21 protein-coding genes are annotated in these 24840 nt (G+C 48.5%); 9 read left to right on the plus strand and 12 right to left on the minus strand.

Features of this window, described 5'->3' with window-relative positions; all coding sequences use genetic code 11:
* Window positions 1-17 precede the first annotated feature (17 nt).
* Window positions 18-2246, plus strand: a complete 2229-nt coding sequence (locus HY455_02580) for an AAA family ATPase (GenBank protein MBI4118390.1) — start codon at window positions 18-20, stop codon at window positions 2244-2246.
* A 7-nt stretch (window positions 2247-2253) separates the two neighbouring features.
* Here HY455_02580 and recR read toward each other — a convergent pair whose 3' ends face one another.
* Window positions 2254-2868: a recombination protein RecR gene (gene recR / locus HY455_02585; protein ID MBI4118391.1), complete on the minus strand. Its 615-nt coding sequence runs from the start codon at window positions 2866-2868 to the stop codon at window positions 2254-2256.
* A gap of 5 nt (window positions 2869-2873) precedes the next feature.
* Window positions 2874-4280 (minus strand): replicative DNA helicase, encoded by a 1407-nt coding sequence (gene dnaB / locus HY455_02590; protein MBI4118392.1) that lies wholly within the window; start codon window positions 4278-4280, stop codon window positions 2874-2876.
* A 626-nt stretch (window positions 4281-4906) separates the two neighbouring features.
* Here dnaB and HY455_02595 point away from each other — a divergent pair.
* Window positions 4907-9916, plus strand: a complete 5010-nt coding sequence (locus tag HY455_02595; GenBank protein MBI4118393.1) for a tail fiber domain-containing protein — start codon at window positions 4907-4909, stop codon at window positions 9914-9916.
* Between the two features lie 4 nt (window positions 9917-9920).
* Here the strand turns inward: HY455_02595 and HY455_02600 are convergent, their stop codons facing one another.
* Entirely contained in the window at window positions 9921-11285 is a 1365-nt protein-coding gene (locus tag HY455_02600) for a cysteine--tRNA ligase (GenBank protein ID MBI4118394.1), read from the minus strand.
* Window positions 11286-11369: 84 nt separating this feature from the next.
* Here HY455_02600 and HY455_02605 point away from each other — a divergent pair, with 84 nt between their 5' ends.
* The gene (locus HY455_02605; protein MBI4118395.1) at window positions 11370-12623 is read left to right on the plus strand and encodes a S41 family peptidase; all 1254 of its coding nucleotides are present in this window, start codon (window positions 11370-11372) and stop codon (window positions 12621-12623) included.
* A 14-nt stretch (window positions 12624-12637) separates the two neighbouring features.
* Window positions 12638-13084: a 50S ribosomal protein L9 gene (rplI, locus tag HY455_02610; GenBank protein ID MBI4118396.1), complete on the plus strand. Its 447-nt coding sequence runs from the start codon at window positions 12638-12640 to the stop codon at window positions 13082-13084.
* Between the two features lie 8 nt (window positions 13085-13092).
* Here the strand turns inward: rplI and rpmA are convergent, their stop codons facing one another.
* On the minus strand, window positions 13093-13365 hold the full coding sequence (rpmA, locus tag HY455_02615) for a 50S ribosomal protein L27 (protein MBI4118397.1): 273 nt from the start codon (window positions 13363-13365) through the stop codon (window positions 13093-13095).
* Window positions 13366-13452: 87 nt separating this feature from the next.
* On the opposite strand from rpmA, the gene HY455_02620 reads away from it, so the two are divergent.
* From HY455_02620 to HY455_02630, 3 genes are read left to right on the plus strand one after another with little or no spacing between them, the layout of a single operon-like run.
* Window positions 13453-13830: a hypothetical protein gene (locus tag HY455_02620; GenBank protein ID MBI4118398.1), complete on the plus strand. Its 378-nt coding sequence runs from the start codon at window positions 13453-13455 to the stop codon at window positions 13828-13830.
* A gap of 8 nt (window positions 13831-13838) precedes the next feature.
* Window positions 13839-14075, plus strand: coding sequence for a hypothetical protein (locus HY455_02625; protein MBI4118399.1), 237 nt, complete (start codon window positions 13839-13841; stop codon window positions 14073-14075).
* Between the two features lie 12 nt (window positions 14076-14087).
* Window positions 14088-15311 (plus strand): MFS transporter, encoded by a 1224-nt coding sequence (locus HY455_02630; protein ID MBI4118400.1) that lies wholly within the window; start codon window positions 14088-14090, stop codon window positions 15309-15311.
* A 34-nt stretch (window positions 15312-15345) separates the two neighbouring features.
* On the opposite strand, the gene HY455_02635 is transcribed toward HY455_02630, so the two are convergent.
* A complete protein-coding gene (locus HY455_02635; protein MBI4118401.1) occupies window positions 15346-15960 on the minus strand; it encodes a cation transporter in 615 nt (204 codons plus the stop codon).
* Window positions 15961-16097: 137 nt separating this feature from the next.
* On the opposite strand from HY455_02635, the gene HY455_02640 reads away from it, so the two are divergent.
* Together HY455_02640 and HY455_02645 are read left to right on the plus strand one after the other, a co-directional pair.
* Window positions 16098-16769 (plus strand): ATP:cob(I)alamin adenosyltransferase, encoded by a 672-nt coding sequence (locus tag HY455_02640; GenBank protein MBI4118402.1) that lies wholly within the window; start codon window positions 16098-16100, stop codon window positions 16767-16769.
* 77 nt (window positions 16770-16846) lie between these two features.
* Window positions 16847-17629, plus strand: a complete 783-nt coding sequence (locus tag HY455_02645) for a methyltransferase domain-containing protein (protein ID MBI4118403.1) — start codon at window positions 16847-16849, stop codon at window positions 17627-17629.
* 222 nt (window positions 17630-17851) lie between these two features.
* Here HY455_02645 and HY455_02650 read toward each other — a convergent pair whose 3' ends face one another.
* From HY455_02650 to HY455_02680, 7 genes are all read right to left on the minus strand, one after another.
* On the minus strand, window positions 17852-18175 hold the full coding sequence (locus HY455_02650; GenBank protein ID MBI4118404.1) for an antibiotic biosynthesis monooxygenase: 324 nt from the start codon (window positions 18173-18175) through the stop codon (window positions 17852-17854).
* A 186-nt stretch (window positions 18176-18361) separates the two neighbouring features.
* Window positions 18362-18688 (minus strand): hypothetical protein, encoded by a 327-nt coding sequence (locus HY455_02655; GenBank protein MBI4118405.1) that lies wholly within the window; start codon window positions 18686-18688, stop codon window positions 18362-18364.
* 34 nt (window positions 18689-18722) lie between these two features.
* On the minus strand, window positions 18723-20036 hold the full coding sequence (locus HY455_02660; protein ID MBI4118406.1) for a peptidoglycan DD-metalloendopeptidase family protein: 1314 nt from the start codon (window positions 20034-20036) through the stop codon (window positions 18723-18725).
* Window positions 20036-21367 carry a glutamate--tRNA ligase gene (gene gltX, locus HY455_02665; GenBank protein MBI4118407.1) on the minus strand — a complete coding sequence of 444 codons (1332 nt, stop codon included), beginning with the start codon at window positions 21365-21367 and terminating at the stop codon, window positions 20036-20038. Before gltX ends, HY455_02660 begins: the two co-directional genes overlap by 1 nt.
* Before the next feature lie 35 nt (window positions 21368-21402).
* Entirely contained in the window at window positions 21403-22527 is a 1125-nt protein-coding gene (locus tag HY455_02670; GenBank protein ID MBI4118408.1) for a UDP-N-acetylglucosamine--N-acetylmuramyl-(pentapeptide) pyrophosphoryl-undecaprenol N-acetylglucosamine transferase, read from the minus strand.
* Between the two features lie 11 nt (window positions 22528-22538).
* Window positions 22539-23630 carry a cell division protein FtsW gene (locus HY455_02675; GenBank protein ID MBI4118409.1) on the minus strand — a complete coding sequence of 364 codons (1092 nt, stop codon included), beginning with the start codon at window positions 23628-23630 and terminating at the stop codon, window positions 22539-22541.
* Between the two features lie 25 nt (window positions 23631-23655).
* The gene (locus tag HY455_02680) at window positions 23656-24717 is read right to left on the minus strand and encodes a hypothetical protein (GenBank protein ID MBI4118410.1); all 1062 of its coding nucleotides are present in this window, start codon (window positions 24715-24717) and stop codon (window positions 23656-23658) included.
* Window positions 24718-24840: the final 123 nt, after the last annotated feature.

The raw sequence follows: 24840 nt of genomic DNA on the forward strand, positions 1-24840 counted from the left end.
GTGTGTTTTAGAAAATCATGCTTTTAAAGAAACTCGAACTATCTGGTTTTAAATCTTTCGCTCGGAAGACGGAATTCGAGTTTGCAACTCGCACAACTGCGATTGTGGGACCCAATGGGTCCGGCAAATCAAACATCGCTGAATCCATCCGGTTTGTCCTTGGTGAACAATCGATGAAGTCCCTCCGTTCAAAAAGGGGGGAGGATTTGATTTGGAATGGCACTCCGGGAACTCCCAAACTTAACCGTGCGGATGTCGCAATTACGTTTGACAATACAAAGCGCCTGCTCAATGTCGACTATGATGAGGTTGAGATTAGACGTACTATTTATCGTGACTCCGCAAGTCAGTATCTAATCAACGGATCCCCAGTGCGACTCAAAGACGTTTTCGAACTTCTTTCGGGGATCCACATTGGAGCATCTTCGCACCACATTATTTCACAAGGTCAGGCTGATCATATCCTTTCGGCGTCTATAAAGGAGCGACGCGGGATGGTGGAGGATGCCTTGGGGCTCAAGGTCTACCAATACAAGCGCCTAGAAAGTGAGCGTAAACTCGCGAAGACGCGCGAAAATATAGGGCAAGTCGAGGCGTTGCGGAAAGAAATCGCCCCTCATCTCAAATTCCTTCAAAAACAGATGGAGAAGGTTGAGCAGGCAGAAAAACTTCGCGAAGAACTAAAGATGCTCTACCGCGAGTATCTTGCCCGCGAAGAGATGTACCTGGAACATCACAACAAAAGACTCCAAGAAAAAAGAGGGGAGCCCCAGCAAGAACTGCACGACCTTGAGAAAAGAATTAAAAATAACGAGATAAAGCTACAGGAGCTGACGAAGGGAAGGGGCGCACATGCGGATCTTGAGGTTCTCGACACAACACTTCGCAAACTTCGGGAAGAAAAAGACACGCACTCGCGACGCATAGGGCGTCTTGAGGGTATGCTTTCGTACGCCAAGAAGGAGCAAGGTGGGAAAAAGATTGGTGACACTGTATCCTTCAACAGGAATGCTGTCGACGCTTTTATCCAAAAGCTCGAAAGTGCCGTGGAAACGGCGCTTGCACTCAACGAAGTGGACGGGTTAAAGGAGGCGCTCCGTTCATTGCGTACATCCATCTCGCACTTCTGGCAAAAAGAAGTAAAAGGCAAGGAGGAACTCCAAGATTACAAGACACTCGAGAAGGAGTTGAAAACAACAGAAGAAGCCTTTAAGGAACTCTCTTCGGAGGAGGCTAAGATTCAAGAAGAGCGTGCTCGTAAAGCTCGAACGCTTGAGGAGGAGCGTGGGGACGAGAGGAAATTTGAACACGAGCTGTTTGCATTGCGAAGCCGCAGGAGTGAACTACTCACTCGTCTTGAACTACTACGCGTTGACGAGGAAAAACTCAGAGGAGAAGCCGCCTCACTCAAGGAGACACTTCGTGAGGTTGGGCTTTGGTTGGGCCGTGATGCAATCTCTTTTGATAAGACAGCGTATGCGTTTACCCCTGACGAGCCGCGCGCGAAACAAGAAGAACGCAAATGGAAGATAGAGCGGATAAAGATCAAAATTGAAGATATTGGGGGAGGGGATGATATCAAAAAGGAGTACGAGGAGGTTGCCTCTCGAGAAGAGTATTTGAGTCGCGAACTCCTTGACCTTGAAAAAAGTGCTGACGCCCTCGCTGGTCTTATTGAAGAGCTGAGCAAGAAGATCGATGCCGAGTTTAAAGATGGTATACAAAAAATCAACAAGGAGTTCCAGAGACTTTTTGTTTTGATGTTCGGGGGTGGTACCGCGGCACTCAAAATCGTTGCCCCCCCTCCAAAAAAGAAAAAGCGACTTCTTGACGAGTTAGAAAGTGCCGATGTTCAATCTGAGGAAATTCCAGGTGACGAAGTAGAGGAGGAAGAGGGGGTTGAGATTACAATAAACCTACCGTCCAAAAAGATTCGCGGGCTCCAGGCCCTTTCAGGGGGGGAGCGTTCGCTGACCTCAATTGCGCTTATTTTTGCCATAACCAACGTCAATCCGCCCCCATTTCTCTTGCTTGATGAGACAGACGCCGCTCTTGATGAATCAAACTCACGAAAGTTTGGCAATATGATCCATGAACTCTCTGAGAAGACACAGTTCATTATCATTACTCACAACCGAGAAACAATGACGCGAGCGGGGGTTTTATACGGTATTACCTCGGGCTCCGAAGGAGTATCGCGAGTGCTGTCCGTCAAGCTTGAAGAGGCTGTGGGGATTGCCCAATAAACAAGCTCTAGTGGCGATTTTCTAGGGCGCTTTTTATTGTATCCTCGTCGGAATATTCGAGCTCTGTCCCCGTCGAGAGGCCACGTCCGAGAGTTGAGAAGAATATGTTATTTTTTTGGACAAGGGGGGCGAGGGCTTTTTTGAGCTCAAGCACTGTGTAATCTCCCTCGGGATTGGCTGAAAGTGCAAATACAATCTCCTTAAGGCCTCGCGAGGCCTCTTTTTCGAGGCGAAGACGCAATTCGGGAAGTCGTACTAATGTCTTTCCTTCACCACTCAAGGGTAGCCGTCCGTTGAGTACAAAATATCCGCCATTATATACCCCGCTTTTGTGCACCACCTCAAGGTCAGCGTCTTTTTCGACAACAAGTAAAATCGAGCAGTCTCGACTCTCATCTCCACATAGAACGCAAAGCTGATGTTTGGCATTCTGCATTTCAAAGTACCGAAAGCATACCGAGCACTGGGCAACCTCCTCGCGTGCTCTCTTTATATTTCGCACCAGATCATCTGCAAACGCCTGATCTGCTGAGAGCAGGAAATACACAAACCGCCGCGCTTGCCGCGCCCCTATACCGGGAAACCTGCTGAACTGCTGAGATAACCTATCGATCAAAGACATGGTAGTTAGAAGGCATCATCACCAGCGTCGCCTGGCGGAGGTTGGGTTCTTACTGACATACCACCTTCTTTCTCAAGGGATACAAAGGTTGCCCTCTTCTCATCGAAGAAAAGCTCGATTTTGCCAGTTGGTCCATTTCGGTGTTTTTCTATTAAAATCTCGGCTATGTTTGTTTTTTCAGTATCTTCTTTATACTTGTCAGCTCTGTGAATAAACATCACCACGTCCGAGTCTTGCTCCAATGAGCCTGAGTCACGTAGGTCAGAAAGCCTCGGTTTGTCACGACGTTGTTCGACTGCGCGAGAAAGCTGCGATAGCGCAAGTATTGGGACATCAAGCTCACGCGCGAGTCCCTTGAGCGAGCGCGAGATCTCCGTCACCTGCTGAACCATTGACTCGTATGGCCGCGAGGTATGGATAAGCTGTAGGTAGTCGATAACAAGGAGACCCAACCCATGCTCACGGACAAGGCGCCTCGCGACAGAGCGCATTTGAAGCACGGTGTTGCCCGGAGTGTCATCAATGAAGATGGGGGCGGCAGAGAGACGTCCAAGTGCTTCTTGGATCTTCACAAAATCGTCATCACTTGTAATTTTCCCCGTACGCAACTTCCACGCATCAACACGCGATTCTGCTGCAAGCATGCGGTCCACAAGTTGCTGTGAAGACATTTCAAGGGAGAAGATACCGACGGGGGTCCCGTGCCGACACGCGCTCTGTCGAGCAATATCAAGGGCGAGCGATGTCTTACCCATACTTGGCCGCGCCGCAAGGAGGATGAGATCCGACTTTTGAAGCCCCGCGAGTAGAGTGTCTAGTTCTCGATAACCAGTCGGGACTCCACGGAGCTTGTTTTCCGATTTGTGAAGTTTATCAAGTCGTTCCCATGCTTCGCTCAAGCTGTCTTTGAGCATGGTAAATTTCCGGGAACCAGAGAGTCCTGTTATACCAAAAATCTTTTTTTCTGCACGATCAAGTAATTCTTCGGGTTCAGTCGCCTCATCGTATCCGAGGTCACCTATGAAGTCCGAAGCGCCGATAAGTTCTCGCAGAATAAATTTGCGCTGAACAATATCTGCATAATGTTTGACGTTGGTTGCAGTGGGAACCACTTCAACGAGTTCTGCTAGATACGTGCGACCGCCCACATGCTCAAGTTGTTTTTTCTCTAAGAGACGAGAGGAGAGTGACAGCAGATCAACGGGTTCCCGCTTCGCATGGAGATCTAGCATCGCCTGAAAGACAATCCTATGTTTTGTCGAATAGAAGGAGTCGGGGGAGACAACGTCAATCACATCAAAGAGTGCCTCTGGACGAAGCATAATCGAACCCAAGAGCGCCCGCTCGCTTTCAATGTTTTGCGGAGGAACCCTAACGGATGGGTTTTTTGAGGAGGTAGTTTGTTCGGCCATTGTTAGATTCTAGCACAGTGTCGGAAAGACGACATATCGACAAATGCTAGATTTTTGTGGGAAAGGTGTGCATAACCGCTCCATGACTAGCATCATCTGCGGTATCCATCTACCTAGCAACAAGACGATACTAGCCTGTTAAGTTTCAGCAGGTTGATGGGTAAATTTTGCTTCCGCAAAACAGGAGCTTAGCCAACAAGAGGTGTTTTACCGGGCACTTGAGTATTCTCTTAATTTCCTGTTATCCACAGTTGTGTCGTCAAAACGATATAAGAAAAATATAGTTCTTGCTAGAATAAAAGCAATTGGTGCCTATGGGAGACGAGCTTCTTTTTGAGGGTAAAAAATATGTGTCGGCAAGACGACTTGCTGAGGGAAGCAAATATTCAAGCGATCACTTGAGTCGACTTGCTCGTGCTAAAAAAATTGACGGTAGGCTTATCGGCCGCAATTGGTTTATCAACCCAGATTCAATAGAAGTCTACCAGCAACAATTAAACGGGGATCATCTTTTCAAGGGCGGTGAAAAAAGTTTTGAAAATGAGCAAAGCCGGGAAGCCGACACTACTCAAACCAATAGCCCTAGCACAATAGAGCCTACTCCAAACCCGTCCGAGCATGTACAAGTGGACACTCTGCAAAATCCAGTTATTGGAGAGAACGCCGCAGTTACAATCCCAATTACAACTGGTGTTGAGTTACTATCAGAAATTCCTGAACCATTAAGGACGGAAAGCGCTATAGAACTGACACCGCCTAGCATTGAAACAGATTCATGGGACAATCTCCTCCTCGGGTCATTAAAAGAGGAAGAAAACAAAAAAGATGTCGTCACAACAGCATCACCACTACCGACGCCAGCTTCGGTAGAACAACCTCTTACAAAGCGGGTAGCTGATGTTGAAGTCTCGAAAGAAACCGAAACTCCATCAGCATTCGAAAAGTTTCGGGGAACGGGAATGCAGATACTGCGACATGCCAGCAACCTACCTGTTCAGGCCTGGCAGGCGAGCATGCCATTTATTGAGCTAGGAAAACTGGCGAAAGGGGTTGTGACAGGGTTCCTCATGGTTTCCGCCTTGGGGGGTGGGGTATATCTGCTTAGAGATACTCCTTACACGACGTACACGACCCTGTTCTCGAACGTCCTAGTGGCAACTCAAGGTGGGGGAGAAAGAATAGCTTCGGTACTTGCTTCTGGGATGGAAAACGCGACACATCGCATTACGACAGTGGGCAAGGGAAGTATGGAAATCGCCACCCACCCCAACCACTTCTTTTCACGTACACAGGAAGTTCTAGCCCAAATCATCGATGTTGTCGGGGCAAGTGCTACATATGCATCTGATAGTATCCTGCGACAATACCACCAAATACACACTCGCATATCTGATACGAAACAACTAACCGCCGCTCTGCTTGATATCCCGGGAGGTGTGGCTCGTAACCTGTATGACACGATAACGTCACTTTTTGATGGCAATGATGCCACGCCGACGACGCAAGACAAAAAAGGTACGCCTGTTACAATCACCGAGAAAGATATCGAAGAGGCGCGCCGGAAACTTCTTGGAGAAGAATCGGGCTCGACACGGGCTAACCCCGCTATTGCGGAACCAACTACAAACACGCCGTTGAGGCAAGTCCAATCTGAAATTACACGGCTACAAAATGAGGTGAACCAACTTAAGCGTTCCGGGATAACGATTGAGTCACCTGTGGCACCCAAACTCGTGGAACGTATTGTCGAGCGCGTCATACCCGGTGTCACACAAACCAACCTCGATGATCAACTGAATATCTTGCGAGGGGATATTGCATCTCTACGAAACTCCACCACACAACAAACAAACACAATATACCGTACAGTGGCTCTTTCTCAGAAAATCGACCAACTGAACGATGTCACCCTAACTTCTATTACTGTCTCGGGAGTGTCAGGACTCACCAATGCAGACATCCCCGATGACATCACTGTATCGAACTACCTACTCCTCACTGGAGGTACGATAAGTGGAAACTTACAAACGACAGGGACCCTCACTGCTTTTGAAGCGGCAACCATTCCGTCGTTCTCTGCCACATCAACAACGAATGCTTCAACCATCAACTATCGTCTAGGTATTGGGACATCTTCTCCGTATGCCGCACTTGCTGTAGTGGGAGAAACAGTTTCCACCTACTTTACCGCAACCTCAACTACAGCAACCTCTACTTTCTCTGGCCAAGCAGTCTTTAACAATACTCCTGGAGCTCCCCATACATTTGCTTCGTGGGCGACAGGAGTTGCTGGTGCACAACCGCTTGTTGCTCCACTTGTTGTGAACCCTGCCTCTGCGGGTTCTGATACCAACCTTATTTCCGCTTCTGTAAACGGTGCTGTACGGTTCTTGATTGACGCCGAAGGAGATATCTATGCGAACGGTATCTTCTCTACGGGAGGCACCACGCTCTCCACAACAACAGCGTCAACCTTTAGTGTGGAAAACAGTGCAACCCTTGGTGATGCTACGACGACCGACAGCACCTACTTCAACTCACGTATTGGATCTTCACTTATCCCCACCGTGAACAACCTTCTTGATATCGGAGACACCACAAATGGGCTTGCGTGGAGGACGGGTATCTTTGCTACATCGCTCGGTATAGGAACGACCTCACCGTGGGGAGTACTCTCTGTAGACGCACCCTCTACTGCAAACAACATTACTCCCATCTTTGTCGTGGCTGATAAGGGCACCTCAACACCTTTTATCTACGTGTCTGGGATACAGGGAGATGTGGGAATCCGCACTAATACTCCTACGTATGCCTTGGATGTGGCCGGTTCAATCCGCGCCACCTCGGTCATTGACGCTTCCTACTTTAGTGCTACCTCAACGACTGCAACCTCTACCATCGCAGGCTTCCTCGACATTACAGGGACGAACTCGACGTCTACCATATCGGGAGGACTCGACGTCCTTGGCGCTCTTCGTCTTGGCTCTTCACTCTCGCTCACGTCGACGACGGCAACCACCACACTCGCAGGAGGTCTCGCTCTAGAGACCACCGGCTTCGTCTATGATTTTTCGTCAAACAACGTAGGTATCGGTACTGCTGCTCCCGGAGCACAACTCCACCTTAACACCGCCTCAGGACAGAATGCCTTCCGCATTGGTTCAACGACCGATCAGTTCATTGTGAACAATGTAGGGAATGTGGGGGTTGGGACCACATCACCTGGTTCTCTCTTCTCTGTCGACGGTGGGGGAGCCCTCATCACCAACACCAGCTCAAGCCACTCCTTCTATGTTGAAGATGTTGCGGATGATACGACACCGTTTGTGATTGCAAGTAATGGACAAGTCGGAGTAGGAACGACGACAATGACATCTAATATGGAGCTTGTCATCCACGGAGATGGTCAAGACGCGAACATCCAACTAGGAAGAAGCAGCGGTGCCCTGTTTGATATTAGGGCAGGACAAGTGACCGAAGGAGTACTTTTCGCGCTGACCGGGGGCACGGGCAATATGGACTTTTATCACGGAAGTACGATGAATGTACGGTTTGCCAACAGTGGTAATGTTTTCTTCGGCGATTCTTCAAATGCCAACATGACGCAGGGGCTTACGATTAACCAAGCTGGAGCCGATAACCAGGCACTTGCCTTTAAATCTTCTGACGTCTCTCACGGCATAACGTCTCTTGTCGAGCTAGATACCTATGGCGCTCTTGATAAGGCAAGTGGAGACGACGGGGGTATCGAAATCACCGGTTATTCAGAGGATACAGCCGCCTATGCTATCTACCTTACGGGGTATGCAGGTACAGCGAACACTGCAAAATCTACGTCTGCTGTAGCACCCACTGTCGTGTATTCTGGAAAAAGAAGCGGCACCTCTGTTGCTTCCGTAGGTACTGATGGAAACCTGCTGGTAATTCAGGATGTTGGTAGTACCGAATGGCTCGTTGATGCTGAAGGCGATACTTGGCAGAGCGGGGGAGCCGGGTTTGCCACCTCAACTGCGTGGGGACTTGTCTCAATCGAAAACACCGGATCCGGACCCTCGTTCGTTGTTTCTGACCAGGCGAATGATACGAGTTCATTTGTGATTAATACGGATGGAAAAGTCGGAATTGGAACAAACAACCCGTCGTATCCTCTTCACGCAAGCTCGTCTGCCACTGTCGCTGCGCAATTTAACGTTACCGACGGTACTACGCCTCAAACGGGGACAATTCTCCTCACAACTACTGAAGCGAGAACCGCTGGCCAAGGGGTCTCTATTTCCTTTAATACGCCGACAACGGCACCTTCCTTTGAGGACTCTTCAGCAATAGGCGGCCTTGCAGAGGACTCCGTTACTGGGAATCGAGGGGGTTATCTCTCATTTTGGACAAGACCAAGTGGCGACACACTTCAAGAGCGGCTTCGTATCACAAGCGCAGGCGACGTTTGTGACGTTGGAGGAGTTGATGCCGACTTTACTGACTGCGCCTCTGATAGTGCTTTCAAGGAAGATATCGTCGGGTACGAATACGGATTGGAAGAACTCCTTGAGCTACGTCCCGTTGAGTTTAGTTGGAATGCGTTAGCACAAAGCAAGGGATATAAGGGCGGTGTGCGCGTCAACGGTTTTATCGCTCAGGAAGTGGAGACGGTCTTGCCATCCTGGATTAGCACTAACATAGAAGACGGTGGGTACAAAAAGATTGACGGTGCGGGGGATCTTCCACTTCTGCTCACCAAATCAGTTCAGGAAATTGCCGCCCGTATTAGTCTCACCTCCGCCCCCACCACAACCCCCTCCCTCTACATCGACTCGGAAGGTCGCCTCGGGGTGGGCACCACAACCCCCGCCTATACCCTCCATGTCATAGGAGATGTGGCGGCAGAAAGTTTTGTAAACATTTCAACCAAAGAGGCGAAAAAGGACATTTCGTACCTGGGGCATCTCCAGAAAGAATCGCTCTATGAAAAACTCAAAGACTTGGGGGTTGCAACATACTACTACGAACACGAAGATGCAAGCGATGACCCCGAACGTCTTGGGTTGATTGCTGAAGAAGCGCCTGAAGAGGTACTCGCAAAAGGGGGCAAGGGTGTAGACCTCTATAAACTTGTTACCGCTCTTCTAGCGGCATTCCAGACGCTTGCAGAGAAGGTGGAGAAGCTTGAAGATGCGGCCGTCACCGGTGTTGCGGCAGTAACTAATTCCTTTAGCGAATTATTCGCGAGCAAGTTGACCATAACCAACCTCTTGTGCTTGGGAGACACCTGTATCGGCGAATCGGAACTGCAGTCACTCCTCACTAATGCGGGGTTAATCGCGACATCAACAACTCCAGTAGTTGAAACCCCAGACGATGAAGAAGCGCCCGATACTGAAGCGCCGACGATAACTATTACCGGAGCGAACCCCGCGGAAATTGAGCTTAATGCCGCATATTCCGACAATGGTGCGACAGTCGCAGACAACGTAAACGGCAATCTCGGATATACAACATACGTTAATGGCATCCTAATGACGCCAGTCCAACTTGATACAGCAACAACAACCACACATCTTATCGATTACGTGGCTACTGACAGCGCGGGAAACACTGCCACATCAACACGAACAGTGAATATTGTCGCGCCGCAAAATTAGGGCGTTAGGACTTGAGAATTTTTGGTCCGTTTGGAGTATCGTCTATCCTATAGCCCATCTCCTCAACTTCCTTACGGAGCATGTCTGCTTTGGCAAAATCGTTCTGGGCACGTGCTTCTTCGCGCTCTTCTGCAAGATTCTTCACTTCTGATGGAATGTCTTCTTTTTTGAGTGTGTCAAAACCTAGTCCAAGAACCCGGTCAAAATCGAGCAGTATCGCCCGCTTTTCTCCGCCACTTAGAGCACGATCACGTACAACATCCCAGAGCTCAGCGAGGGCGAGGGGAGTATTCAAATCATCATTGAGCGCCTTGAGAAAATGTTCTTTTGGCTCTTCTCCTGCTTCTGGCCCATCGTTGGCGAGAGCAAGAAACTGATCGTGCAGTTTGTTGAGTGCGTTTTGCGACGCCTCAAGTGCTTCCCAGGTGAAGTTGATCTGCGTACGGTAATGCGCCTGGAGAAGGAAGTAGCGATACGCAAGAGGGGAGAAGCCACGCTTCACGACGTCCTCAAGAGTAAAAAAGTTGCCTTTTGACTTTGACATCTTCTCGCTATTAACCAGGACATGCTCGTTGTGGAGCCAGTAGTGCGCCAAGGGCCTGCCTGTTGCGGCTTCTGACTGCGCGATTTCGTTGTTGTGGTGAACTGTTATGTGGTCGACGCCTCCGGTGTGAATGTCGAACTCTTCTCCCAAATACTTCATCGACATCGCTGAGCACTCTATATGCCATCCTGGGAAACCCTTGCCCCACGGGCTTTCCCAACCGAGGTTTTTGTTAAATTTCCACAGAGCAAAGTCTCGCGGGTTCTTCTTTTCGGCATTCATTCCGATGCGCGAGTGGTCCTGGTCCGCCACCCCGCCAAGCTTGCCGTAGTCAGGGTATTTCCCTGTATCAAAGTAGACTCCGTCGGAGGTGATATAGGCGAGACCCTTGGCTTCTAAACGTTGGATGAGTTCGATCTGTTGTGGGACAAACTCACTCGCTCTCGGCAAGGCATCTGGCTTCTTGATATTGAGGGAAGCGGTATCTGCTTCAAAAATACGGATGTAGCGATCTGCCAAGGAGTGCATATTCTCAAGCGTTGGAGCCATGCCCTCGCGTTTAAGACCAGCTGTCATCTTGTCTTCTCCTTCATCGGCGTCGGAAGTCAGATGTCCAACATCGGTGATGTTCATAACCTGCACTACCTTGAAATCGTTGTATTCAAAAACACGACGAGTGATATCTGCAAAGAGAAAGGAGCGCAGGTTCCCAATATGCGCCTTGTCGTATACTGTCGGCCCACAGTGGTACATTGAAACCTCCCCCTGTCTAAGTGGCTTAAACTCTTCTGTTTCTCGAGTGAGAGTATTATGGAGATGAATCATGCAAAAGTCAGATACTGTATACTAAATTAGTATAACGCGGCGTGGAATTGACCACAACAGATGTGTTTGCGATAATGTAACTACATGCAACTCCCCAATAAGACGCTTTCATTTGCCTTTTTCTCACTCCTCATTATAGGAGCTTCGTTTCTTGCTGGGACATATGTCGGCTACGAGAACAGGGCCGCAATTCTAAAAGTAAGCGGGCTTATTAACAAAGAGACGCCGGTCACAAGCGACGAGATGGTTGTTGACTTTTCTCCGTTTTGGGAAACGTGGAACGCAGTAAACGAAAAGTATGTCCCGGCAACAAATAGCACGACATCCCCGGGAGAGGTGACGGCACAAGATAAGGTATGGGGGGCTATACAGGGGCTTGTAGGGTCACTCAATGACCCATATTCAGTCTTTCTGCCCCCGGCCGATTCAGAGGTCTTTGAGGAGAATATTCAAGGTAATTTTGGTGGTGTGGGGATGGAAATCGGAATGCGCGACAACACCCTGACCGTCATCGCCCCGATCAAAGACACGCCTGCGGCACGGGCAGGCATTGAGGCGGGGGATCAAATCTTAAAAATAGGCGACGAGGTCACTGCGGATATTTCTCTCGAAGAAGCCGTGCGGCTCATTCGCGGAGAGATTGGCACCGAGGTAACCCTCACCATCCTTCGTGAAGGCCGCAAGGGATCATTTGAGGTTGCTGTAAAACGGGCAGTCATTACCATTCCCACCATAGATACGGAACTGCGCAAAGACGGCATTTTTGTAATCCAGCTGTATAACTTCTCGGGGCAATCGCCGAGGGTCTTTCGCGAATCGCTCCGCGAGTTCGTATTGTCGGGGAGTAATAAGCTAATTCTTGATCTGCGAGGAAATCCGGGGGGCTTCTTGGAGGCGGCCGTTGATATATCAAGCTGGTTTTTGCCCGCGGGCAAAGTCATTGTCACGGAAGATTTTGGTCCGGGCAAGGAAGACTTAGACATCATTTACCGAAGCAGGGGATACGATGTCTTCAACGACAACCTCAAGATGATTATTCTTGTAGACAAGGGCTCCGCATCCGCTTCAGAAATTGTTGCTGGGGCTTTGGCAGAACATGAAATCGCTGATTTGGTAGGGAGCCAAACTTTTGGTAAGGGTTCTGTCCAAGAACTTATAAAGATTACGGCTGACACCTCGCTCAAGTTGACGGTTGCGCACTGGCGAACACCCAAAGGAACGCTTATTTCAAAGGATGGTATCGTGCCTATGTATGTGGTAGAAATGACAGACGAGGACAGAGAAAAGAAAAAGGACCCGCAACTTAATAAAGCAGTGGATTTACTCCTTTCAAGATAACGAAGTTTACTACGATGAAAATAATATTACTGCAGGACGTGCCAAAGGTCGGTCGGAAATACGAGGTCAAAGACATTGCGGATGGCTTCGCACGCAATTTGCTCATACCTCAAGGGAAGGCAGAGGTGGCAACTCAAGGGGCCCTACTTCGTGTAAAGAAACATGGAGAAGAGCGCGCACGCAAAGGAAAGGAGTGGGAAGCAACTCTGGCCAAGGCCCTTACCAAAATTGACGGACAGATTGTGACGCTCGTACTCAAAGCCAATAGTAAGGGAAGTTTATTTGAAGGGATTGACGGAGAACGTGTTCGCCTCGCCTTGCAAGAGAAAACCGGAACAAGTGTTCCGGTTGAATCTCTAATCTTTGATGCCCCCATTAAGAAAGTAGGGGAGTATGAGATTAAAGTGGAGGGAGGTAAAAAGGAAGCCCGCTTTACGCTCAAGATAGAAGCGAGTCAGTAGGGAGAGTGTTAGACAACAGAGACTCGCTTTCGCCTCCACGTCTTTCCTGTGTAATGAGTCTTCCGAATCTCTTCGAACTTGACAATACCATCTTTGAGCGCAAAGAGGGTGTGGTCCTTACCAACGCCAATGTTTTTCCCCGGAAGGATTTTGGTACCTCGCTGTCGTACCACGACAAAACCCACTTTGGTTTTTTGACCATCGTGCACCTTGGTTCCGAGATATTTCGGGTTTGAATCCGTTAGGTTTTTTGCCGAGCCACCTGCTTTCTTATGTGCCATAAAATAACGAGTATTTTAGCGAGTATATTTTATGAGCACCGAGCACATAATGCTTTATGTGCTCCGGTGCCAAAGTCGTAATCTACTATGCTACCTGATATCCTAGAAAAAGTCAAAGTAGCGTTCCGCACACTCGATAGGCAAGAGGACTGGTTTATTATTGCCCTAATTATATTGGTTGGTTTCGGGGGATTCGGGCTAGGACGGCTTTCGACTGACAAAGAAGCTAGGGAGTCTATACAGATCGAGCAGAACACGTCCCTGGGCGCTCTAGGATCCGTCAACGACCTTGGTGGGGCAATCCTGGGGCAGGTTGTTGCCTCTCGAAACGGCGGAAAATATCATTTCCCATGGTGTTCTGGGGCAGCGCGTATTACTGAAACAAATAAGGTTTGGTTTCAGAACGAGGAAGATGCGCAAAAAGCGGGATATACTCCAGCAAGTAATTGCCCTGGACTTAAATAAAACACAGTATGGAAAAAAATCTTAAAAAAAGTGCGATAACTGTCCTGGGCGGAGCATTTATTGTTATTGGCTTAGGGGGGCTGGTCTTGCCTTTTGTCCAAGGTATCCTTTTTATCTTCCTCGGCATCTATTTACTCTCAATGGAGTATCAGTGGCTTAAGACAAAACTGAGCCACCTTGAGGCAAAAAACCCAACGCTAGATCGATACGCTAAGCGGTTTCGTGCTTTTTTTGATAAGATATAACCATAATTTGGCATGGTGTATTTTACCCACAAACTGAATAGGGGATTCGTTTCGCTTTTTTCCTCACAAGCCATACGGAAGATGGCCTTGTCCCTCCTCACTGTTTTCTTGCCTATTTTCCTATTCGAGCTTTTTGACGAAAATATTTTCCTGGTCCTGGCCTTCTTTGGTGTAGCATCTTTTATGTACGCTTTTTTGCTACCACTTGGCATGCAATTCATGAATCGGTTTGGATTCAAGCGCGCCTTAATCCTTGGATCTATTTTTGGGATGCTCTATTTTGCAATCCTGGCGTTTACCGACGCGGAGAATGTGCTTCTCCTTATTCCACTCGCACTCGTCGTGACAACGCTCTTCAAACTTTTTTTCTGGATTCCATACCATGTAGACTTTGCTAAGTTTGCGGATCCGAAAGATCGCGGGAAGGGAGTTTCTGCTATGTATGCCATGGTCTCTATTACAGGTGTTGTGGGACCCATCGTCGCCGGGTATATTTTGGATCAAACAGGTTTTGGTGTGCTCTTCTCGGTTGTCATTGCATTATATGCTCTCTCGCTCATCCCGCTCTTCAACTTGCCACAAGTAAACGAGTCGTATAGCTGGGGATATGGCGAGACGTGGAATAAGCTTCTTTCGCGTGAATACCGACACCCGCTCATCGCTATTACCGCGTTGGGTGTCGAGAACATCATCGCAATCGCGGTGTGGCCCCTCTTTGTTTACCTCCTTCTCAAGGGGGACCTCTTTAATGTCGGGGTTGTCTCGACCGTCATCTTCGGAGCTGTCGTCATCCTCCAGCTTGGGATGGGTAAGTTTCTGGACACTTCGGAGGGAAAACGCTACCAAACGCTCCACATTGGAAGTATCCTCTCCGCCGTCGGCTGGATTGGAAAAATGTTTGTCGTGACCGCATTTCACATCTTCATTGCCGGTTTTTATCATGGAATTACGAAAATTTTCACCGAGACGCCCTTTGACACGCTTGTATATGAAATTGCCGCAGACCAAGGGCACTACGTTGACGAGTTCACTGTATTAAAAGAGATGGCCCTCCAAATTGGCCACGTTGTCGGTATCGCAGGAACCATGCTTGCCCTTTTCTTCTTCTCTATTGAATGGACATTCCTCATTGCCGCCGGAGCAACTTTGCTCTTCAATATTCTCTACTACAGAAAGCGAGACATGCACATGCTCGTAGGGCGCCACACTGTGCCACACATGGCATTGCATAGGTAGAAAAAGCTGGCTACCCAAGGTAGCCAGCTTTGATTTAGTGAGAATGCCCGTGCTCGGAGCCAAACGCGAGCTTTAACGCTTGATAAAAAATCCAAAGTGCAATCACAAGTGAGAGAAGGGGGTCGACGAGGAACCATCCAAATGCCCACATGGTAACGCCACCGACAACCACGGCCATACTCAACACCAAATCAGAGAAGATGTGCTGCAATAACGCCTCGTGGTTCTCTGTCGAGGCCTTCAGCATCTTGTGCTGGAAAAAATTTCCGATGCCACCGATGGAGGCAATGACGACGATGACGACAGGGCTTACGACCGGAACTGGATTTGTGAGACGCTCGAACGTCTCAAAAGCAACGGTACCAGCCAAGAGAAACAGTAGCCCGATATTAATCCTCGAAGCTACCTCTCGCGCCTTGTTCTGTTTCCACAAGCGCATAAGCACGAGAGCACCGATCGTCACTACAATTCCTGCACTGTCGGTAAACACATGCCCAGCATCGGCCCAAAGAGCCAAGCTTCCTGAATACCATCCGCCGAAAATCTCGAGAATTAAGATCGCTATGGTGAGCCCAAGTACCAACGAGAGCCGTCTGACCTCACACCAACACGTGGCGGGGCCAGGGCAGTCAGGGTAGTGTCCTGCCATGGGAAACTTCCGCCACTTGAAATTCTAAGATTTTTATAGCATACTGCTAGCACATTGTCATTGTATGGCACCAAAGCACATAACGCGTTATATGCTCGGTGCTCATAAAATACACTCGTTAAAACACTCGTTATTTTATGGCACTCTACACCGGAAAAGGGGATGCGGGGACAACAAAAGTGATCGACTCAAAGGAGCGTTTTTCAAAGGCCTCAAGACTCGCTGAGGCGCTGGGGTCATTAGACGAGCTCAACTCGTTTATTGGGCTTTGCAAAATAAAGGCGTCCTCGGGGCAAGCCGCGCGGCATTCGCCTATGTTTCGTCTTCGCTCGGACGAAATGAGAACACGCTCTCATTTCGCATCTTCGCTCGACGAAATAAAATCAGAAGACATTGACTCTGAATCTGTTCGTGTAAATGGAAAAGAGGTGAGTGTGTCCTATATACTCCACGAGGTACAAGAAAACCTATTTATCGTGCAAGCTCAAGTGGCGGGGTCTGATAAGAAAATCGTTAAGAAAAAAGTAACGCAAGCAGAACGATATATAAACACTATAGAGAACATTATTCCGCCTATCAAAGGATTTACTATTGCGGGGGCAACCGAGCTCTCGGCGCTTCTCGATGTAGTCCGTACCATAGCTCGGAGGACTGAGAGGAGAGTGGTCTTACTGCACGATACAAAAGAGCGGAAACTCACCAAAGATACTTTGGCGTACATGAACCGTCTTTCATCGCTCCTATTTGCATTGGCGCGCCTTGCCTCGCACCAAGCGGGTGTAAAAGAGAGAACTCCTACATATCGCTAACATCTTTTAGGTGAGTTTGACAAAAGTGTAATAGTATTGTATTTTCATTTTAGAGGGTTGCCTTGATAGGAGAGGTGATGACAGAGAAGACACGAGACGCGAACTGGGCAGGGTCTTTTTTTGGTGGTCCGCGTGATTTCTATGGCACGACGTACACTCGCTTTGGCAGACTGCCGAAAGATCCCGAAAAAGAAATTGATGGCGTTCTTGCGTTGCTCAAACCAGAACCCGGTAGTCATATTCTCGACTGGTGTGGTGGCTGGGGTAGGCACGCAATCCCGCTTGCCAAGAGGGGCTTTCGGGTCACTATTCTTGATTTCTCAGCCAAATATCTCGAACGAGCACGCGAACACGCAGAGCGTGAAGGAGTAGAAATAACCACTGTGTGCGCTGATTTTCGAGACACACCGCCTCACATTCAAGCGGATTACGCCGTGAACCTGTTTACGGCCGGACTTGGTTACTTTGGTGAAGAGGACGATATCGTGGCACTAAAACGTTTATTTGCCGCGCTTAAGCCGGACGCCAAAGTGTTAATAGATACAATAAGTTTGTTCTGGATCGTAAAAAACTTCAGGGGCCATAACTGGGAGGAGACGGCTGATGGTAGGGGACGGTTCCTGCATAAAAGGACCTTCGATTTTGGAACTAACACGGAACGAGCGATAAATACACACCAGGATCTCGACAAAGGAACAGAGGAAACGGCAAATGTTGAACTTAAGCTATATTGTCCTGCTGATTTGGCTAGAATCCTGAAGAGTGCTGGTTTCGTTCCACAAGAGTTGTATGGTGGTTTTGATGGTTCGGGGTTCAACTTTGATGCCAAGAGAGTTGTGATGCTGGCTGGAAGACCTTAACTTGATGTACGGGCGGCTTGAGAAGCCGCTTTTTGATTTCTGCTGAATAGTGGGGTCGCCAGACAAAGAAGGGGTAGGCTGGTTCAAGCTTGATGTAGCGTCCTACAATATACATTTTGAGACACTAAAGCCCTCCAAGGGCGGTTAGTGTCTTAAAATGTGGCGATATTGCGGGACATTACGGGCAATGTCCCGCAATATCTTTTAGGACGTTACTATCAATTAACGAGCTGCTGGCGGCTCAATTCTTGCCACCTCTTCAAAATTCCCAATTACTTCTATGTCTCCAAATTCTTTGTGTCGGTCTAAGGTGTTCTGAATCTCTGCGCTCTCCGAATGCAATTTTTTCATTGCAATATCTCGTGCTTCTTTTGATTCCCATTCTGCAATTGCAATAAGTGTCCCTGGTTCATCAAGATTTCTATATAACACAGTGCCTTTTGCACCTGCTGATTTTTGAATAGCCGCGCTTCCCTTCCTCCAGGCATCAACATACTCTTGTTCGGTGTGTTCTGTCCTAATTTGCACTCTAAAGATGAATTTCATGGGTCCAGAACTTTTCCTATACCTTTGGAATCTCTAGGCTACCCCACACATCATCTTTCTCACACCAAAAAACGGTGCGGTCGTATTGTTTGCCATTACGCGAGTTTGAGCTGGTGTCTTCCACCTTTGCAACCATTTCTTCGCTACATTTTGGGCATTTCATAGAATACTTAAGGGACTATATACTTAATACTGCGGCTGCGCACCCTGCGGCGCCCCACTCTCAAGATCATTTGGTTCACCACGCTTAATTTTCTCCATATTCTCGACAAAGGATGACCAAATGAGCTTTAAAAAGATTTCATCCCAAAAATACCTCACGGGCTCGCCCAAATATTCAGCCCAGACAAAGACAACCCAACCCCACACATATTGGAAATTGCTCTGTGACTGCTCCGACTCGACTATGCTCCTGATATCAATACTGAAATAACTCAACACCAAAATACCGATAATGATCAAAATAACAAACTTTATTAGGCCCCTTTGGTTGTTTGAGGAGTATCTATACATTGCTTGTACTATACCACAGCAGAAAACCCATTGTCTAACGTATTCCCGGTAAGTACGACAGCGGGTTTAAATACCCATTTCTTGGCGAAAGTGGGAGCTTGAGGTAGGTCCCGCATACCTTACTTCGGTATTCGTCGGTGACCCGCACCGCGGAGGCGGCATAGACTGTAAAGTGCAGGTGCGGCCCCGTTGAATACCCCGTATTACCACTGTAGCCAATGACATCCCCAATCTTAACTTCTTGCCCAGGTTCGGCCCGAATGAGTGAGAGGTGCGCGTACAGCGTTGAGAGATTGTTGTAGTGCCGTATAAGCACCCATTTGCCGTATGAAGCCCCGTCGCAAGCCCTGTCTGTGTCTCCGGTGTCAGTGACCACTCCGTTGGCCGCCGCGCGTATAATAGTGCCGTTAGGAGCCCTGAGATCAATGCCGTTATGCCCACCACCGTTGTACACTTGCGGGTTCTGACTTGCGAACGGGGTGTTTCCGAAGTATTGCGTTATAGAAACGTTGTCCACCGGCCAGCGGAGAAGCGCGCCTATCTGCGGCAAGGAGTTAGGGTCAATCTCGAGCTGAATCTGAGATTCAAAATCTCGAATTTCTCTTTCGAGCGCCTCTTTAAGCGCCTGCTTTTCTGAGAGTATCTTCTTGTAGTTGGACTCTTGGTTCTTGGTCTCTTTCAGCAACGCGAGTTTCGATTTGCGGTTTGCTGTTTCCAATTCTTTTTGATCGACAAGACGCTCAGCCAAAGAAACATGCTCCTCTTTTTCTTTTGTCCGCAATGTTCGTTTCTCTTCGAGCGAAACCTTGAGTGTTTGTAGCTCTTTTACAGTTTTGTGCACGTTGGCCTGGAGTTGGCCGAGACTCTCAACGGTATCCCAAAACACAGAAAAACTATCTTCCCTAAGCAATATTTCGACCAAGGTCTCGGACTCAAGTTCATGAACACGGCGGACAATCTCGCTGATGGCGGCGCTGTTCTTCTCGATGCCGGCATTCTTGTCCTCGATCTCCCCCGTTAGGGTCGTAATGTTTCGAGATGCCGCCGCTATACGCTGCTCCGTCAAACGGATATCCGTTTGTAATTTTTTTTCCGTCAACTCTATTTGGCCCACCGTATTCTGAAGTGTCTTGGCCTCTTTATCAAGTGCATTCAAACGCGACTCGTATCCCTTGATTTCCTTTTCGAGTTCGAGAATAAGAGAGTTCCGTTTTTCTATTTCGGAACGTAACGTCTCTGTCGTTTGGCCAAAGACAGTGCCACTCAAAGAAATTACCCCGCCGACGAGAAGCAAGAGAAATGCGGCTCGTTGTAAAAACACGGATATCTTCATATTGATTGCCCTCATCACGACCTGAGCATTACAAGTGCGGTATTAAGTCGTTTGAGCGTTTCGTCTTTTCCAAATACATGCGCGAGCACAAATGGGTCTGGTGATTTGGCGAGCCCAGAGAGAGCATAGCGCATGGGCCACAAAACAGAACCTCTACCCTTTTCTGTTGCATAATCCCACACATTCCCCTTCACATACTCTGCATTCCAGCTTGCTGGCGGTATTTCTGTAAGGATGTTGACAATATCTTTTAGATATTGTGTTGTGTTTTCTTGTGTCTCTCCTTTCCAAAACAAAACTTCTTTATTTGGGTATTCTGGAGCCTCAAAGAAATACCGGAGCTCTCCCCCGCTTACAAGTGTTTCGATGTCCCCAAACTTGAAGATGCGCTCCCGTAACACTGGCGCCATTTTTTGCAGACGATCATCGCTATATTGAGGAAGTGAGGTAATTTCTTTTGGGAAAAACGCTTGTGCATAATCCCAAAATGCCACGTCAGAAAGTTTTCGTATGTGCTCGGCGTTTATCCAATCGAGTTTCTGAACATCAAAAACAGCTCCACTTTTATGAATTCGTTCGAGCGAAAATTGCTCTACGAGTTGTTCGAGAGTAAACACTTCTTGCCCTTCCTTCTCTGGAGACCAGCCGAGGAGTGCTAGAAAGTTGAGGAGCGCTTCTGGTAAATACCCAAGTTTCCCGTATTCACTAACGGGCATAGCACCATGACGTTTAGAGAGCTTACTTCGATCGGGCGCAAGGACGAGAGGTATGTGAACATAGATAGGTCGCGGGGCGCCGAGTGCTTCTTGGATCAAGATTTGTCGCGGAGTATTTGAGATGTGGTCCTCTCCGCGTATCACGTGCGTTACACCTGACTCAAAGTCATCGATGACCACGGCGAGATGGTAAAGCGGTTCTGTGCTACTCCGAGCAATGACAAAGTCGCCAAGCTCTGTGGTATCAAATGATATCTCGCCACGAACAAGGTCGGTGAACGTTACCTGTGTGCCCGGATTTCGAAATCGAATGACTTTCCCGCTCCCCTTTTCTTTTTCTTCTTCTGACTCATACGCCGCTCCGCTTACCAATAGCTTCTCCACGTGCTTTTTATATATATCCCCACGCTCACTCTGCCGGTACATCTCATCATGCGAAAGATTGAGCCACTTGAGACCGTCCAAAATATCCTCTTCAAACGCTTTGGTCGAACGCTCCCGATCAGTATCTTCAATGCGCAAAATCATCTTCCCACCATACTTCCGCGCAGCAAGATAATTAAAGAGGGCCGTCCGGGCACTGCCGACATGTAAAGAGCCCGTCGGTGACGGAGCAAATCGGGTAATCATTTTTGGAGCATCTGATGCCATGCTTTACACTACCATTACTCATGCGAAAGGGCGATCCGGATCGCTTCGCGCGCTATCTTCTCCTCTGCCCCCGCCAGGAAAAAGGCCTTTGCCGCATCCCCCATCCTCTTCCGTTCGACTTCGTTTTGCATGAGTCGCTTAATCTCTGATACGAGGACGTGCGGCGTAAGGTTTTTCTCCTCAATAACAACGCAAGCGCCAGAACGTGCATAGTTAAAGGCATTCCGTCGTTGGTGGTCGCCGTTTGACTCCGTTATGGGAATAATGATGCTGGGCAATCCCCAGGCTGCAATCTCAAAGAGACCTGAACCCGCTCGCGAAATGACGAGGGATGCCGCCCCAGCACTCATGCGAAGCGCCAGAGTATTTAAATACCCAAATGGTTTGTACCGCACTCGAAGTGTGTCGTCTTTTACAATTACATTTGCAAGATTTTTAACTTCCTCAAAATTGGCATCTCCCACTTGGTGAATGATCTGATACTCTGCCAAAATTTCAGGGAGTGTATCTAGAATGGTTTTATTGATGATTTGCGCCCCCTGTGAGCCCCCCCAAATGAGAACAACCGGTCTCCCCTCTTCCAAATGCAAATACTCGTGAGCTCCCTCTTTTGCTGGGGTTTGAATTGCACGGCGCACGGGTTGGCCTGTGAGAGCAACATTATCTCCCTTGAAGTACTGGGCCGCCTCTGGCCAGGAAATAGCAATGCGATCTGCAAATGTGCCTGTCCAAAGATTGGTTCTGCCCGGCACAGAATCCGACTCATGGACAATGACGGGGATGCGCAAAATGCGTGCGGCCAAGACCGGGGGAAAGCTTACATACCCACCCTTTGAAATAACAACATCTGGGTAGATAAGGAACATCTTCCAAATCGCAACAAGAATACCCAATGCTGTTTTAAAAAGGTCAGTGATATTCAAAAGCGAAAAATAAGTCCTCAATTTACCTGCGGAGATACGCTTAAATGCAATACTGTTATCAAACAAGAGCGCCTCGTCAAAGGGGTTGTTTGACATGTAATACAGCCGGGGTGGGACCAGCTTCTCTTCTTTTGCAATAGTGTTGAGCGATTCTGCGACCGCAATAAGCGGATAAAAATGCCCTGCGGTGCCACCACCTGTAAAAACGATCTTCATGTGTGTATGTATTATGTCTTACTGTACCGTGAGATATTGAGGACGATACCCACACCGGCAAGCACGACAATCAATGCCGACCCCCCATGAGAAACAAACGGGAGTGGCAAGCCAGAGAGTGGCAGTATTGCGAGCATTGCGCCGATATTTGCAAAGGCCTGCCACCCTATGAGTATAACAATTCCGACAACCGTTAGTCGAGAAAAATAATCGGGGGCGTGTTTTGCAATAGAAAGGCCCCGAAATACAAAGAGCATAAACAACGCTACCAAAACAACTCCCCCGATAAAACCAAACTCTTCGGCAAAGACGGCAAAAATGGAGTCTGCGATCGGCTCCGGCAAGAAACCAAACTTCTGGACGCTCTCGCCAAAACCCCGTCCCAATACACCACCGGAGCCGATGGCTATGAGCGATTGCTGAATTTGATACCCAATACCGAGAGGGTCGTGCGCTGGATTAAAAAAAGTGATAAGCCGCTCTTTAACGTACGGCTTAAAATACGCGAGAGCGAGGAGGCCACCTAGCGCCACCCCCCCGAGCGCAAAGATGTCTCGCCAACGGGCCCCACTGGCGACAAGGAGGGCGATCCCAGAACCAAAGATTAGTCCAAAAGTTCCCGTATCCGGCTGGAGGAGCAACAGCACTCCCACGAGAGAAATAAGAACTAAAAAGGGTAGGATACTAAACGTAAAGGAATATACCCTTTCGCGCATAGCCGCAAGCCACGTCGCGAAATACAAAATGAATCCAAGCTTTAGGATTTCTGATGGCTGGAACGAAAAAGGTCCGAGGGAGAGCCATCGAGAAGCACCGCCGTGTGAAAAACCGATTTCAGGAACAAAGACGAGCGCTGTCGTAATGAGTGACAGGATGAAAAACGGGAGCGCGTACCGTTTTATAAAACGGTAGTGAATCCTCGAAAACACAAACATCAAAAAGAGGCCGATACAAACCCCAACCGCCTGATTTGTGACCACGCTCTTGAACAGGGCGCCATCTCGAGCGAGAAGACTCAAGGCCGCAGAGAAAAATATAAAAAAGCCCCCAAAGAGAAGCGTGAGAACAATCCCTAGAAACCATTTATCAACGGGTTTGCGCATAGAACCAACAACTCACAACCTGCAACTAACCAACGAGTGCGAGTATCACACCCAAAAGGGCGAAGATCGCTCCCAAGACCCAAAAACGCATTACCACCTTATACGGGGGCCATCCAAGCGCTTCAAAATGATGATGGATGGGGGCCACGCGAAAGATTTTCTTGCCGAAATATTTTTTCGAAATGAGCTGGAGAATATTTGAGCCGGAGGCGAGAAAGAGCGGAAACGCAATGAGAAAGAGCGGCAACACTGCATCTGTTAAAAACGCGATGACGGTGAGCGTGGTCGTCAGTCCGAGCATTCCCGTTTCTGACATATAGAAGCGCGCTGGCGGAATATTGAACCAGAGAAATGCGAGGAGGCCTCCCGCAACAACAGTTGAGAACGCAGCAATATCGATTTGGTTTTGGAAAAAGGCGATCCCTGCAAAAGCTGCAAACATGATTGCAAGCACTCCCCCAGCAAGGCCATCAATGCCGTCAATGATGCTCCCCGAGAAAAGTGCGAGCATTACTATCATAAAGAGCGGTATGAAAAGAAGTCCTAAATACACCTCGCCCAGAAAAGGCACCGCGAGACTTGCAACTCCGAGTTTTGCGAAAAACCACCAACCGCCCAAGGCACCGAGAGTCAGGACAACGGCAATACGTGTGCGAAGTGGCAATCCCCCACCCATGTGCTTCCCCTTACCTGTCACGACGAGAATGTCATCAACTAAACCAACGAGTGAAGCCGCAATCAAAGTAAAAAAGGGCAGCCATGTCTGATTACGAGAAAGGAAGTTTAACTTCTCCGCCTCTTCACTAGGAAACACTTCTTTGAGAGACCAGAAGAGAAGTGTGGTTATAGCGACAGATGCCCAAATCACGATACCCCCCATGCGTGGCACTTTTGTTTCCTGTTGCTGACTCGGGAGTGTGGGTATAATGCGCGCATCTTCCCCGCTTATAGTCTTGGTCTTTTGATCTTTCCGCCACAGCTTATATTTGTAGAGATAATGTGTAAGGAGTGGTGTTGCGGCAATACCTATAAAAAAAGCCACCGCTCCGGGGACCATGACTTTGACAACGTCGAGAGCCTCTATCATTCACAAACTATAGCATTGACCGTATAAACAAAAAAGAGCCCCCGCAGCCTCCGTGTCGAAGCTTTCGCTCGACACGGAGGCTTTGGGAAGCCCTGCGCACCAGGTTAAGGTGCCAATCTACGC

It is taken from the genome of Parcubacteria group bacterium, assembly GCA_016204045.1.
Taxonomy (GTDB): Bacteria; Patescibacteriota; Minisyncoccia; order Phycocordibacterales; family UBA2135; genus JACQLQ01.